Origin of the sequence: Stenotrophomonas maltophilia group sp. Smal17 (genome assembly GCF_030237045.1) — a bacterium.
GTDB classification, from domain to species: domain Bacteria; phylum Pseudomonadota; class Gammaproteobacteria; order Xanthomonadales; family Xanthomonadaceae; genus Stenotrophomonas; species Stenotrophomonas forensis.
Window position 1 is genome coordinate 53,526 of record NZ_JASJSU010000005.1, and the last position, 13,557, is coordinate 67,082.

Genomic DNA, 13,557 nt, shown 5'->3' on the forward strand with positions numbered 1-13,557 from the left:
CACCGTCGACTCTACATGACGGCGGAGTCGAGCAAGCTCGACTCTACCAAGTCGGTGCCGGGCAATTGCCCGCCGCCACGCACCGGTCAGATGCGCTTGAAGATCAGCGTGCCGTTGGTGCCGCCGAAGCCGAAGCCATTGGACATCACCACGTCGACCTTGGCCTGGCGTGCTTCGTTCGGCACGTAGTCCAGGTCGCAGCCTTCGCCCGGCTGCTGCAGGTTGATGGTCGGCGGAATGACATTGTCCTGCAGCGCCATCACCGAGAAGATCGCTTCCACGCCGCCGGCGGCGCCGAGCAGGTGGCCGGTCATCGACTTGGTGGAGCTGACCATCATCTTGTAGGCGTGGTCGCCGAAGGCGGTCTTCATCGCCATGGTCTCGCCCAGGTCGCCCAGCGGCGTGGAGGTGCCGTGTGCGTTGAGGTAGCCCACCTGTTCCGGGGTCACGCCGGCGTCCTTCATCGCCATCACCATGCAGCGCGCGGCGCCTTCGCCGTTCTCGCTCGGTGCGGTCATGTGGTACGCGTCGGAGCTGGCGCCGAAACCGGCCAGTTCGCAGTAGATCTTCGCGCCGCGTGCCTTGGCGTGCTCGTACTCTTCCAGGATCAGGATGCCGGCACCGTCGCCCAGCACGAAGCCGTCACGGTCCTTGTCCCACGGGCGCGAGGCCTGTTCCGGGGCGTCGTTGCGGGTGCTCATGGCCTTCATCGCACAGAAGCCGCCCACGGCGGTCGGCGACGAGCCACGCTCGGCACCACCCACCACCATCACGTCGGCATCGCCGTACTGGATCATGCGCATCGCGGTACCGATCGAATGGTTCGAGGTCGCGCACGCCGACACCGCCGAGAACGACGGGCCCTTCAGGCCGGTGATGATGCTCAGCTGGCCCGGCAGCATGTTGATGATGGTCTTGGGCACGTAGAAGGGCGAGATCTTCTTGCCCTCGTGGAACTCGATGGTCTGCTCTTCGATGCCGAGCAGGCCGCCGATGCCGGCGCCGACGATGGCGCCCATGCGATCGGCATTGGCCTCGGTGATCTCCAGGCCCGAGTCATGCAGGGCCATGAACGAGGCGCCGAGGCCGTAATGGATGAACGGGTCCATCTTCTTGGCATCCTTGCCACTGACCCGGAACTTGCCGAACAGCTCGTTGTCGGCGGTGATGTCAAATCCCTTGACCTCACCTGCAATCTTGGTGGTGAACCGGTCCAGATAGGCATCAGCAACGTTGGTCAGCGGACCGATGCCCGAACGACCGTGGGTGATGCCTTCCCAGCTGCTGGCCAGATCATTGCCCAACGGCGAGACGATACCCAGGCCGGTTACGACGACGCGACGCTTCATTGCTGTTTCTCCTGACCCGGATGGTTTCTACGGGTAACTCGGTTTGCTTCGATGTGATGCCCAAACACACGGGGCCGCAACAGCGGCCCCATGGGGTGCGGTGCGCGGCGAGGATCAACCCGCGCGCGCACTGCCGTCTGACATCAGGCCTTGACGTGGGCCTTGACGTAGTCGATGGCGGCCTGCACGGTGCTGATCTTCTCGGCTTCTTCGTCCGGGATCTCGCACTCGAATTCTTCTTCCAGGGCCATCACCAGCTCGACGGTGTCCAGCGAGTCAGCGCCCAGGTCATCGACGAACGATGCGCTGTTGGTGACTTCTTCTTCCTTGACGCCAAGCTGTTCGACGACGATTTTCTTGACGCGTTCTTCGATGGTGCTCATGGGATCTCGCTCCAGATGGAGTTGTGGTTCAAAAGTGGTCGCCATCAAAGGCGATGGCCGTGGGATAGTGTAGTGGAAACCGGCGCGGCCTTGCATCGCAGCAAAAAACCCGGCAGATCAACCACTTGCGGCGCAATCCCTGCGCCCCTTGCTTACGGCATGTACATGCCACCGTTCACATGGAGGGTTTCGCCGGTGATGTAACCGGCAGCCGGGCCGGCCAGGAAGGCCACCGCATGGGCGATGTCTTCCGGCGAACCCAGGCGTTCGAGGGCGATGTCGTTGATCAGCGCGGTACGCGCTTCTTCCGGCAGCGCCTTGGTCATATCGGTGTCGATGAAGCCGGGAGCGACCACATTGACGGTGACACCGCGCGAACCGATTTCCTTGGCCAGCGACTTGCTGAAGCCGATGATGCCGGCCTTGGCGGCCGCGTAGTTGGCCTGGCCGGCATTGCCGGTGACGCCCACCACCGATGCGATGTTGATGATGCGGCCCTTGCGCGCCTTCATCATGCCGCGCATGACTGCCTTGCTGGTGCGGAACACGCTGGTCAGGTTGGTGTCGATGATCGACGCCCAGTCCTCGTCCTTCATGCGCATCAGCAGGTTGTCGCGGGTGATGCCGGCGTTGTTGACCAGGATCGAGATCGGGCCGAATTCCTTGGCGATGCCGTCCAGCACGCTGTCCAGCGCAGCCGCGTCGGTCACGTTCAGCGCGCGGCCGTGGCCACCGTGGGCGGCCAGGCGCTCGCCGATCGCCGCAGCGCCGGATTCGGTGGTGGCGGTGCCGATGACGGTGGCGCCCTGGGCGGCCAGCAGATCGGCAATGGCGGCACCAATGCCACGGCTGGCGCCGGTGACCAGTGCGATTTCACCCTGCAGGGGCTTGCTCATGATGTTTTCCTCAGACGGGGGCGGCCGCCGTACCCGTGCCGCGTGCAGCGGCCACCGGTACGATCGGCAGGAACAAGGGAGGTCAGGCCGACCATGCCTCGCGGGCGGCTTCGAAGTCGCCCGGAGTGGCCAGCGAACGGCCATCGATGGCCTTGTCGATGCGCTTGACCAGGCCGGTCAGCACCTTGCCCGGGCCGCACTCGGCGATCTGGGTGATGCCACGCGCGGCCAGCGCCTGCACGCAGCCGGTCCACTGCACCGGCTGGTACAGCTGCTGCACCAGCGCGGTGCGGATGGCGTCGACGCCGTCATGCACCTTGGCATCGACGTTCTGCACCACCGGCAGCTGCGGTGCCTGCCAGGACAGGCCGGCCATCACTTCGGCCAGGCGGTTGGCGGCTTCGCGCATCAGCGGGGTGTGCGAGGGCACGCTGACCGCCAGCTTGACCGCCTTACGCACGCCCTTCTCGGCCAGCAGTGCCAGCGCGCGGTCTACTGCATCAGCGTCGCCGCCGATCACGATCTGGCCCGGCGAATTGAAGTTGGCCGGCACCACCACCTGGCTGCCTGCGGCTTCGGCGCAGACATCCAGCACCAGCTGGTCTTCGGCGCCCAGCACGGCGGCCATGGCGCCGACACCGGCCGGCGCGGCTTCCTGCATCAGCTGGCCGCGCAGGCGCACCAGGTGCGCACCGTCATGCAGGCTCAGTGCGCCGGCAGCGACCAGCGCGGTGTATTCACCCAGGCTATGGCCGGCCAGCACCGACGGGCGCGGACCGCCCACGGCGTTCCAGGCGCGCCACACGCCGATGCTTGCGGCCAGCAGCGCCGGCTGGGTGTATTCGGTACGGTTGAGCATTTCCTCCGGGCCACCCTGGGACAGCGCCCACAGGTCGACGCCGGCACCATCGGATGCCTCGGTGAAGGCTTCACGCACCTGCGGGTGCAGTTCGGCCAGCTCGGCCACCATGCCCACAGACTGCGAGCCCTGGCCGGGGAAGACAAAAGCGAGGGTGGATACGGTCACGCGGTCATCCGCTTGTTGCAATCGAAGCGGGCCATGATAAGGGCGAATCCGCTGTGTCGTCTGTACGTGCGCGTATGCAGGCGTATGGAGCCGCCCGGCCAGCGAGCCGCCGAGCATGGCCCGGCGGACGCATCACTCAGCAGAACAGCTGCAGCACGTCCAGGTCGCCGTCGGCGAGGAAATCCACGCACAGGCCCACCAGCATCAGCACGCCGGCGGTACTGGCACCATGGGCGATGAAGATCGAATGGGCCAGCGCGCGCGCGGAACGGCCCAGCTTCATGCATACCCGGGCCAGGCCGTGCAGGCGGCCACTGACCGCATGCACATGCTCGCGCACCGGCGCCTGGGCATCGCCCATCGCCTCGGCCATCATCGCCTGCAGGTGCTCGGGGCGCTCAGCGTAGTACTTGGCCACGCCGTAGCCGAACATCAGCCAGTCGCGGGCCTGCGCTTCGGCCAGGTCCATCACTTCCAGCGGATCTTCCTCGAAGTCGATGAAACCCACCTTCTGGCCGTCCCAGGTGAGGTTGCGTGGCAGCGGCTGGCCGAAATAGGCACCGCGCGCATGCGCCTCGGCGATGGCCTGCATCGCCGCCATCACCAGCCGGTCGCGGCCGGCCTCATCGGCCTCGCGCAGGCAGGTATTGAACGAACTTCCGTTGTCGCCGATCACCAGCGCCGCATGGCCGGTTCCCAGCACGTCAGGCACGTTCACGCCCTGCGCGTGCAGTTCTGCCAGGCGACGGGCCTCGGTTTCGCGTGCGGCATCACCGCCGCGGTGCGGTGGCGGGCGCAGGGCATCGAGATGGAAACGACGGGCAACAAAATTGAGCAGGCCCAGGGCCAGTGCGCGGCTTCCCTTGCCGTACTGCTTCAGCCAGGCGCGCTGCCCTTCGATGACGATGGGCTCAACCATGACAGGTCCTCCTTAAAACGCGTTACGGCCCCAAGGGGGCCGTAACGACAGACTTCACGTTGTCGTAACTTGCACTATCAATAGCGCAGCAGGGCCGAACCCCACGTGAAGCCGCCACCGAAGGCTTCCAGCAGCAGCAGCTGGCCGCGCTCGACCTTGCCCGAACGCACCGCGGCATCCAGCGCCAGCGGCACCGAGCCGGAGGAGGTGTTGCCGTGCTTGTCGACGGTGACCACCACCTGGTCCATCGACATCTCCAGGCGCTTGGCCGTGGCTTCGATGATGCGCAGGTTGGCCTGGTGCGGAATCAGCCAATCCAGGTCGGACTTGTCCAGGCCGTTGGCGGCCAGGGTTTCGTCCACGACCGAGTCCAGCGCCTTGACGGCGTACTTGAACACGTCGTTGCCCTTCATGTTGATCGTGCCACCACCGTTGGCGCCGTCCTTGAAGCCGGTCGAGACACCCACCGGGTTCCACAGCAGCTCCTTCTTGCTGCCGTCGGCATGCAGGTGGGTGCTGAGGATACCGGTCTCTTCGTCGGCCTTGAGCACGACGGCACCGGCGCCATCACCGAACAGCACGCAGGTGGTGCGATCGTTCCAGTCGACCATGCGGGTCAGCGTTTCGGTGCCGATCACCAGCACGTGCTTGCAGTCGCCGGAACGGATGAACTTGTCGGCCACGCCCAGCGCGAACACGAAGCCCGAACAGGCGGCGTTGACGTCGAAGGCAGGGCACCCTGCAACACCAAGCTTGGCCTGGATCAGGCATGCGGTGGAGGGGAAAATGAGGTCAGGCGTGGTCGTGCCGACCACGATCATGTCGAGCTGCGAAGCGTCGATACCGGCCGCTTCAAGTGCGCGCAACGCGGCCTGGTAGCCGAGGTCGCTGGTGGTTTCGCCTTCGGCCGCGATGTGCCGTTCACGAATTCCGGTGCGCGACTGGATCCACTCATCCGAGGTTTCGACCATTTTTTCCAGGTCGGCGTTGGTCAGGACTTTTTCCGGCAAATAGCTACCGGTGCCCGCGATCCTCGAATAGATCCGCTTGCTCATCATGTTTCCTGTTGCGCGGGCCGCCGATCACCGGCACGCCCGGGAAAGAAGGCAAAGGCCGCTGCCCGCAGGCAGCGGCCTTCCCGGCACATCAATCTTCTTCGACGGCCGAGGTCTTGGTCTGGATGACCTTCTTGCCGCGGTAGAAACCGTCAGCAGTGATGTGGTGACGCAGGTGCACTTCGCCGGTGGTCGGGTCGGTCGACAGCTGCTTGGCGCTCAGGGCGTCATGGGCACGACGCATGCCGCGGCGGGACGGGGTGACACGGGATTTCTGGACAGCCATGGGATTGCTCCAAACTCGGTTCGTTTTGCTTCGTCGTATCGTCGCGCAGGACGCCAGCGCCCAGCACACTTTCGCTTTCGCCGCAGCCGCCGACGACAATCCGGCTGCTATTGTTTCTTCAGTGCTGCCAACGCCGCAAACGGGTTGGCCTGCTTCGTTTCTTCTTCGCTCGGCGCCCAGTCCTTGTCGACTGCTTCGCCATCGGGCGACAGCGGTACAACCGGCACTGCCAGCACCAACTCGTCCTCGACCAGGTCCAGCGGACGCAGCTGGCCGTCTTCCGGCACCAGCAGCGCCTCGTACTCCTCCGGCAGGGACGATTCCTCGTCCTCGTCGCGGATCAGGCCAAGCCTCTGGGTCATCTTCACCGGCAACAGGAAACGCTGCATGCTGCGCTGACAGGTCAGCGGCAACGCGGTATCGATGGTCAGTTCCACATAGGATACCCGCAAGACGTCGTCGCGACCGAACTCAAGCGAGTAGGCACACTCGCCGTCGGTATCTGCGACCAACCCCTGCAGGCGGGTCAATTCAGCCAGGGACACCTGACCGTCGAAGCGCCTTCGCGCTACAACCATCCGCCAGGCATCCAGCGTTTCGGGCACGTTCGCGGACATAAGCCGCTGAATACTAAGGATCGGGAGGGCCGGTGTCAAATGCCTGCCATACGGGCCTTGCCGCTGGCAGCGCGGGCGGCCAGACTGCCCCGCCCTACCCCGGTATTGTCGCATGCCACTGGTCCTGGCCTCCACGTCCCGCTACCGCCGCGAGCTGTTGCAACGGCTGGGCCTGCCGTTCGACTGCGCGCGCCCAGAGGTGGATGAAAGCCCGTTGAACGGCGAAGCGCCGCTGGCCCTGGCCACGCGCCTGGCCGCCGCCAAATCCGCCGAGGTCGCGGCCCGCCATCCCGGCGCCTGGGTGATCGGCTCGGACCAGGTGGCCGACCTGAACGGGCAACCACTGGGCAAGCCGGGCACGGTCGAGGCGGCCTGCACGCAGCTGGCGGCGATGTCCGGGCAGACGGTGCGCTTCCATACGGCGATCTGTCTCAGCCGCGCCGGAGAATCTTTCACGGCCATCGACCTGACCGAAGTGCGCTTCCGCGCGCTGGAACGGGATGAGATCGCCCGTTACGTCGCAGCCGAACAGCCGCTGGACTGCGCCGGCAGCTTCAAATGCGAAGGCCTGGGCATCAGCCTGTTCGAGGCGATCGACAACCGCGACCCGACCGCGCTGGTCGGCCTGCCGCTGATCGCACTGTGCGGGTTGCTCCGCAAAGCAGGTTTCGCGGTGCCATGACCTGTAGAGTCGAGCCATGCTCGACTGCTTCTGCTGTAGATGGCAGGAGGCCAGTAAGAGCAGTCGAGCATGGCTCGACTCTACAAAAGCAGGTTCAACGAACCTCGAACGGCTGCTCCTGCCATTCCTCCACGCTGCCATCGTGGCCGTGCAGGCGCAGGCCCATCCAGTGCCGGCCCGGTGCCAGCGTGCTCGTGTCCAGGGTGGCATCAAAGCCCACGGCCGGATGCTGCGGATCGGTGCTGTCCGGCCAGGTCTGGCGAACATCGAAGACACGGCCATAGCGCGCGCTTCCGATCGAGCGTCCATCGACCAGCACCTCGACACCTGCCAGGCCGACGCCATCCTTGAAGGCCCACCCGCGGATGGCGAGAGTGCCGGACACTTTCTCGCCATTGGCAGGCGCATCCAGCCATGCCATCGCCGGGGTCACGCATGCGCCCGAGGCGCGCTGCGGCGGCAACCGGAACAGCAGGAAGCGCTGGAATCCGTGATCGCTGCTGACTACGCGCGGTGCAGGCAAGGGCCCCACCTGTTCGCAGATGGCGTGATAGCGCGCCAGCAGGTCACGGTAGCGCTGATCGCTGGGCGACAGCACCAGCAGCATCGGCGCCGAGCGTGTACCCGCGTGCAGCAGGTCCCACTGTGCAAGCTGCGCGGTCCGCCCATGCTTGTCGTTGAGCGGGTGCGGCAGCACTTCAATGTCACCGTCGCCCAGCTGGAAGCCCAGCTCGGCCCCTACCTTGAAGTTGCCGGCCAGCACGCGCGTACCCGCCGGCATCTGCTGCAGTTCTTCGCGCACGGCGGCGGCCAGCGGCTGCCAGCCTGCGAAATTGCGCGGGTAGTACTTGCTGCCTGCCAGCTGCTCGCGCAGCGATGGCGTGGAGGCCATCAGGTAATAGCCAAAGGCCAGCACCATGCCCGCGCCCGCCAGCCACCAGCCGGTGCGGCGCAGCCAGCGTGGCCAGCTGTTGAGCACCACCGGCACCGCCACCAGCAACGCCAGGTACCCCGGCAACGGCCAATGGAAACTGATGCGCTCGACGTCGGTGAAGAAGCCGAGCAGGAAAATGCCCAGCGTGGATACACCGCCCACCAGGCCGAAGTAGCGCCATTGCACGCGCGTACCGCCGCCGCTGCGGGTACCGGCCAGCGCCACCTTCCACATCGCCATGCACAGGATCGGGGTGACCAGCATCGGCTGGATCACCAGGAACCACAGCCCGTTCCACTCGAACGTCCAGGGATGCCGCTCGACCACCTGGAACTTCAGGCCGGCATCGTGATTGTCGGCATTCCATGCCAGCAACGGCAGCCAGGCCAGTACACCCACCGCCAACGCAACCCATACGCGCGGATCGGCCAGCATGCGCCGGCCCTGTGGCAGCGCCAGCAATGCAATGAAGCCAACACCGATGACGCCGATGAAACGGTAGTGGCTGAGGGCGCCGATCATCAGGCCCAGCGCCAGCTTCATCGCCGATGATGCATCCACGTTGTGCAGCAGGCGCGCACCGGCATGCAGGCAGATCACCGCCGCCAGCGCCATCGGCACATCCGGCACCGCCAGCAGGCCCAGCGTCGCCGACAGCGGCATCAACAGCGTGAGGCTGCCCGCCTGCCAGCCCGCCACGTTGCCGAACCAGCGCGTGGCCGTGCGCACCACCAGCAATGGCAGCAGCGCACCGATGGCCAGGAACGGCAGTCGCAATGCCAGCACGTGATGGCCGCCGATCTCCACGCCCAGCCGTGCCAGCCATGCGGTCAGCCCGGGCAGATCGGAATAGGCCGCAGCCAGATGCTGCCCTTCCTGCCAATAGAACGCCTCGTCGACGAACAATGGCAGGCGCGCAGCCACCACCAGCTTGGCCGCTGTGACCAGCGTCCACAACCAGAGAAAAATTGCCCGTGCGCGCTGTTCGCCTTGCATTGCTCTATGGATAATCAAGTGAAATTCAGAACTGAGACGATCATGCCAGCTTCGTCCCCCAATCCCAGCATGCTAACCGATCAATTGCGTCAGGCCCTGCGGGAGGCACAGGATCAGGTCAACGCACTGGTGCTGGGCAAGGTGCCGGAAGTCAGGCTGGCGTTTGTCGCCCTGCTTTCCGGCGGGCATCTGCTGATCGAAGATCTGCCCGGGCTCGGCAAGACCACATTGGCGCATGCACTGGCCAGCAGCCTCGGCCTCACCTTCCAGCGCGTGCAGTTCACCTCCGACCTGTTGCCGGCCGATGTACTGGGCGTGTCGGTGTACGAGGCCGGCAGCCGCCAGTTCCAGTTCCATGCCGGCCCCGTGTTCACCCACGTGCTGCTGGCCGACGAGATCAACCGCGCGCCCCCGCGCACGCAGAGTGCGCTGCTGGAAGCCATGGCCGAACAGCAGGTCACCCTGGACGGACAGACCCATCCCCTGCCCGATCCGTTCTTCGTGATCGCCACGCAGAACCCGGTGGACCTGTCAGGCACCTTCCCGCTGCCCGATTCGCAGCTGGATCGATTCCTGCTGCGCCTGGCGATGGGTTACCCCAACGCCCAGGCGGAGCGCGAGCTGCTGCGTGGAACCGATCGTCGTGACCTGATCGCGCGCGCGGTACCGAAGCTGGATGACACGCAGGTCCGCGCGCTGCGTGAAGCGGTCGGCCACATTCATGCCAGCGACGCGCTGGTCGACTATGTGCAGGCGTTGCTGACCCGCAGCCGCCAGCACGCGGGCGTACGGGTGGGCCTGTCACCGCGCGCCGGCCTGGCGCTGCTGCGCGCGGCCAGGGCGCATGCGCTGCTGCTGGGCCGCAGCCATGTGGTCTCCGAGGATGTGCAGACGCTGTTCGTGGCCGTGGCCGGGCATCGGCTGGTGGCCGAGGCCGAGTCCAGCTCGGGACCGGCGCTGGCGCGGGCGATCCTGCAGACCGTCGCGGTGGACTGAGGGTGACCACGCGCTGGGCCCGACTACGGCTGCTGGCACGTCCGCGCCGGCCCGAAACGCTGCCGCAGCAGCTCGACCGCCATCGCATCTATGTGCTGCCCACGCGTTTCGGGCTGTTCGTCGCCACCCTGCTGGTCGCGATGCTGCTGGGGGCGTTGAACTACAACAACAACCCGGCCCTGCTGCTGGCCCTGCTGCTGGCCGCAGCGGCGATTGCCAGTGCCATCGCCGCGCACCTGCAGCTTTCCGGTGTACAGGTCGATGCGATCTCGGCAGAACCGGTTGCGGCCGGGCAACCGCTGCGCCTGCGCGTGGACCTGTCGCTGCGTGATCCGCGTGCGCGGCATGGGCTGCACCTGCAACTGGGTGACAGCGAAGCCTGGACCTCACTGCCGCCACAGGGGCGTGGCGAGGTCGAGCTGGAGGTCCCCAGCGAGCGCCGCGGCTGGCTGGAACTGCCGCGCATCCGCCTGTCCACCACCCAGCCACTGGGGCTGGTGCGCGCCTGGTCGTGGGTGTGGCCGGAACAGCCGCTGCTGGTCTATCCGTTGGCCGAGGCGCTGGCCCCGGCCTTGCCGGAGAGCGGCAACGATCCACTGCACACGCGTGCCCATGCCAGTGGCGAAGAACTGCACCAGCTGCGCCCCTATCGTGCAGGCGATGCGCCGCGCAGCATTTCATGGAAGCACTCCGCGCGCCGCGACAGCCTGCTGGTGCGCGAGTATGAAAAGCCGATCGGCATCGAAGTGATCCTCGACTGGCGCACGCTGGCGCCGCTGGGGCACGAAGCCCGCATCGCGCGATTGGCGCGCTGGGTTGATGTGGCCGAGCGCGAGGGCCGGCGCTACACCCTGCTGCTGCCGGCACATCCGGCGATCGGCCCTGGCCAGGGGGCCGGCCATCACCACCTGTGCCTGCGTGCACTGGCGTTGTTGCCGCATGGCTGAGACCCCTGCCCTGATCGATCGCACTGCCCGCAGCTGGACCCTGGCCAGCGCGGCGCTGGCGCTGTTGCCGTTGCTGCTGCAGCTGCCGCCACTGTTGGCCGGCGTCATCGCAGCCACAGCGGTGGTCACTGCAATCCTGTCATGGCGAAAGGTGCTGCCGATGCCGGTACGCCTGCTGCTGGTGCTCGGCATGCTCGCCGCCATCGTCTGGCAGATGGGCATGGTGCGCCCCGGGCGCGATACCGGTTGTGCCCTGCTGGCCGCGATGCTGGCGATCAAGTCCAGCGAGCTGCGCAGCCTTCGCGATGCCCGCAGCCTGCTCGGCTTCGCGCTGTTCTCGCCGTTTGCGGCGTTCCTGCTCGACCAGGGCCCGCTGACAACCGTGCTGGCGGCGTTGGCAGGCATCAGCGCGCTGCTGGCCCTGCAACGCCTGGCCCAGGATGAAGGCCATGCAGGCCGAGTGCCGTTGTACGGGCAGTTGCGCGGCGTGGGCCGCCTGCTGGCGATCGGGCTGCCGTTGGCCCTGGCCTGCTTCTGGCTGTTCCCGCGCCTGGCGACGCCACTGTGGGGGGTACCCGAGCGCGCCGTCGGCACCCCGGGGCTGTCCGACAGCATGGAACCGGGCCAGTGGCTGGACCTGATGGCCGACGACACGCCTGCACTGCGCGTGCAGTTCTTCGGTGCCGTACCCGAAGCGGCGCAGCGCTACTGGCGTGGGCCGGTGCTGACCGCATTCGACGGACGACGCTGGATGCGCGACCCCGCCAGCGCGCGGCGGACGCCCGCGGTGGTGGAGGCCGGCACGCAGCGCTGGGACTACCAGATCGATTACGAGCCGACCGACCGTCGCCAGCTGGTCGCGCTGGATCTGCCGGGCCAGGCGCCCGCAGGCAGCACGCTGGATGCGGACATGAGCCTGAGCAGCGACCGAGCGCTGGCCTCGCTCAGCCGCTGGCGGCTGCAATCGGCGCCACCACGGCGCTTCGACAGCACCTTGTCGCCGTATCTGCGGCGCGCGGCGCTGCAGTTGCCCGATGGCTTCAATCCACGCACCGCCACCCTGGCACGCCAATGGCGGCATGACGCAGGCAACGATGACGCGGCCATCGTCCGCCGCGCACTGCAATGGATCACCACCGATTTCTCCTACACGCTGGAAACGCCCCAGGCCGGGCGCGACCCGGTCGACGAGTTCCTGTTCGGCTACAAGGCCGGCTTCTGCGAGCACTTCAGTTCCGCCTTCGTGGTGCTGATGCGCAATGCCGGCATTCCGGCACGGGTGGTCACCGGATTCGCCGGCGGCACCCGCAATCGCCTTGGCGATTACTGGATCGTGCGACGGATGGATGCCCATGCGTGGGCCGAGGTGTGGCTGCCGCAGCGCGGCTGGGTACGGGTCGATCCCACCGCTGCGGTGGCACCCGAACGCATCCTCGATACCCTCGACGACCGCCTGCAGGCTGGCACCGACAACCCGATGCAGCAGCGTTTGCTGGAACTGGGGCAGATGGGCGACTGGCTGCGCCGCGGCTGGAACGATCTGGTGCTGTCCTTCGACGCACGCCGCCAGCAGCAGCTGCTCAAGCCGTTCGGGCTGGCTGATCTGGGCCCCGGTCAGCTGGCCGCCGGCTTCGTGATCGCCGCGTTGCTGGCCTTGGCCTGGATGGCCTGGCTGCTGGCCCGCGGCGAACGCGAACGTGATCCGCTGCTGCGCGCCTGGCACCGGCTGGGGCGACGCTATGCACGACTCGGCCTGGCCCGGGAGCTGCATGAAACCGCACGGGACTGGGCGCATCGGGTACACGCCCAGCGGCCCGACCCTGCCCTCCTCGCACTCAGCCAGCGTTTCGCCGACGCGCGTTACGCTGGAACTTGCACCGACCTCGCTTCATTATTGCGGGACCTGCGCAGGCATCGCCCGACTTCCGGAGCCTCCCCATGAACACCAAGTTCTTCCTCACCGCCGTGGCCACGCTGGCCCTGTCGGCCTGCGCCACGGCTCCCAAGCCGCTGCAGGGACAGTTCAGCCTGGTCTCCCCCCGCGACTCGGTCGCCACCCAGCAGGTCGGCACGCCGGTCCGTTGGGGCGGTCGCATCATCGAAACCAAGCCTGGCCAGGGCGAGACCTGCTTCCAGATGATCTCGCGCCCGCTCAATGCCAGTGGCCGCCCGAACACCACCTCGTCCGACGCCAGCGACGGCCGCTTCATCGCCTGCCGCGCCGGTTTCTACGACCCGGCCGTGTTTGAAGCCGGCCGCGACGTGACCTTCATCGGCAAGATCGATGGCTACCAGAACACCCGCATCGGCGACTACGACTATCGCCTGCCGAAGCTGTCGGCCGACGTGATCTACCTGTGGCCGGAACAGCGCCAGGTCGATGTGGTGCCCTACCCCTATGGTCCGTGGGGCCCGGGCCCGTATGGCCCGTACTGGGGCGGCTACGGCCGTTGGGGCTGGTGGTGATCGC

Annotated in this window: 14 protein-coding genes; 5 read left to right on the top strand and 9 right to left on the bottom strand. The window is 66.8% G+C overall.

Going from position 1 to position 13,557, the window contains the following annotated elements; genetic code table 11:
* Positions 1–86 precede the first annotated feature (86 nt).
* The 8 genes from fabF to QRO93_RS03060 all read right to left on the bottom strand — a co-directional run bounded on the left by fabF (position 87) and on the right by QRO93_RS03060 (position 6,532).
* Positions 87–1,349 (bottom strand): beta-ketoacyl-ACP synthase II, encoded by a 1,263-nt coding sequence (fabF, locus tag QRO93_RS03025; RefSeq protein WP_049457622.1) that lies wholly within the window; start codon positions 1,347–1,349, stop codon positions 87–89.
* Between the two features lie 143 nt (positions 1,350–1,492).
* Positions 1,493–1,732: an acyl carrier protein gene (acpP, locus tag QRO93_RS03030; protein ID WP_005408313.1), complete on the bottom strand. Its 240-nt coding sequence runs from the start codon at positions 1,730–1,732 to the stop codon at positions 1,493–1,495.
* 152 nt (positions 1,733–1,884) lie between these two features.
* Entirely contained in the window at positions 1,885–2,628 is a 744-nt protein-coding gene (gene fabG / locus QRO93_RS03035; protein ID WP_004146899.1) for a 3-oxoacyl-ACP reductase FabG, read from the bottom strand.
* 82 nt (positions 2,629–2,710) lie between these two features.
* Positions 2,711–3,655 (bottom strand): ACP S-malonyltransferase, encoded by a 945-nt coding sequence (gene fabD, locus QRO93_RS03040; RefSeq protein ID WP_008268782.1) that lies wholly within the window; start codon positions 3,653–3,655, stop codon positions 2,711–2,713.
* 136 nt (positions 3,656–3,791) lie between these two features.
* Positions 3,792–4,574, bottom strand: coding sequence for a serine/threonine protein phosphatase (locus QRO93_RS03045; RefSeq protein WP_285303943.1), 783 nt, complete (start codon positions 4,572–4,574; stop codon positions 3,792–3,794).
* A gap of 77 nt (positions 4,575–4,651) precedes the next feature.
* On the bottom strand, positions 4,652–5,629 hold the full coding sequence (locus QRO93_RS03050) for a beta-ketoacyl-ACP synthase III (RefSeq protein WP_004154642.1): 978 nt from the start codon (positions 5,627–5,629) through the stop codon (positions 4,652–4,654).
* A 91-nt stretch (positions 5,630–5,720) separates the two neighbouring features.
* Positions 5,721–5,915, bottom strand: a complete 195-nt coding sequence (gene rpmF / locus QRO93_RS03055) for a 50S ribosomal protein L32 (protein WP_004154640.1) — start codon at positions 5,913–5,915, stop codon at positions 5,721–5,723.
* Between the two features lie 107 nt (positions 5,916–6,022).
* Complete coding sequence (locus QRO93_RS03060) at positions 6,023–6,532, bottom strand: YceD family protein (RefSeq protein WP_049457624.1); 510 nt, start codon at positions 6,530–6,532, stop codon at positions 6,023–6,025.
* A 112-nt stretch (positions 6,533–6,644) separates the two neighbouring features.
* Here QRO93_RS03060 and QRO93_RS03065 point away from each other — a divergent pair, with 112 nt between their 5' ends.
* A complete protein-coding gene (locus tag QRO93_RS03065; RefSeq protein ID WP_180880856.1) occupies positions 6,645–7,214 on the top strand; it encodes a nucleoside triphosphate pyrophosphatase in 570 nt (189 codons plus the stop codon).
* 94 nt (positions 7,215–7,308) lie between these two features.
* Here the strand turns inward: QRO93_RS03065 and QRO93_RS03070 are convergent, their stop codons facing one another.
* Entirely contained in the window at positions 7,309–9,144 is a 1,836-nt protein-coding gene (locus tag QRO93_RS03070; protein WP_053448936.1) for a glycosyltransferase family 39 protein, read from the bottom strand.
* Positions 9,145–9,186: 42 nt separating this feature from the next.
* Between QRO93_RS03070 and QRO93_RS03075 the strand changes: the two genes are divergently transcribed.
* From QRO93_RS03075 to QRO93_RS03090, 4 genes are read left to right on the top strand one after another with little or no spacing between them, the layout of a single operon-like run.
* Positions 9,187–10,140: a MoxR family ATPase gene (locus QRO93_RS03075; protein WP_180880858.1), complete on the top strand. Its 954-nt coding sequence runs from the start codon at positions 9,187–9,189 to the stop codon at positions 10,138–10,140.
* A 2-nt stretch (positions 10,141–10,142) separates the two neighbouring features.
* Entirely contained in the window at positions 10,143–11,087 is a 945-nt protein-coding gene (locus QRO93_RS03080) for a DUF58 domain-containing protein (RefSeq protein WP_180880860.1), read from the top strand.
* Entirely contained in the window at positions 11,080–13,029 is a 1,950-nt protein-coding gene (locus QRO93_RS03085) for a DUF3488 and transglutaminase-like domain-containing protein (RefSeq protein WP_180880862.1), read from the top strand. Before QRO93_RS03080 ends, QRO93_RS03085 begins: the two co-directional genes overlap by 8 nt.
* Positions 13,026–13,553, top strand: a complete 528-nt coding sequence (locus QRO93_RS03090; RefSeq protein WP_004154632.1) for a Slp family lipoprotein — start codon at positions 13,026–13,028, stop codon at positions 13,551–13,553. Before QRO93_RS03085 ends, QRO93_RS03090 begins: the two co-directional genes overlap by 4 nt.
* Positions 13,554–13,557: the final 4 nt, after the last annotated feature.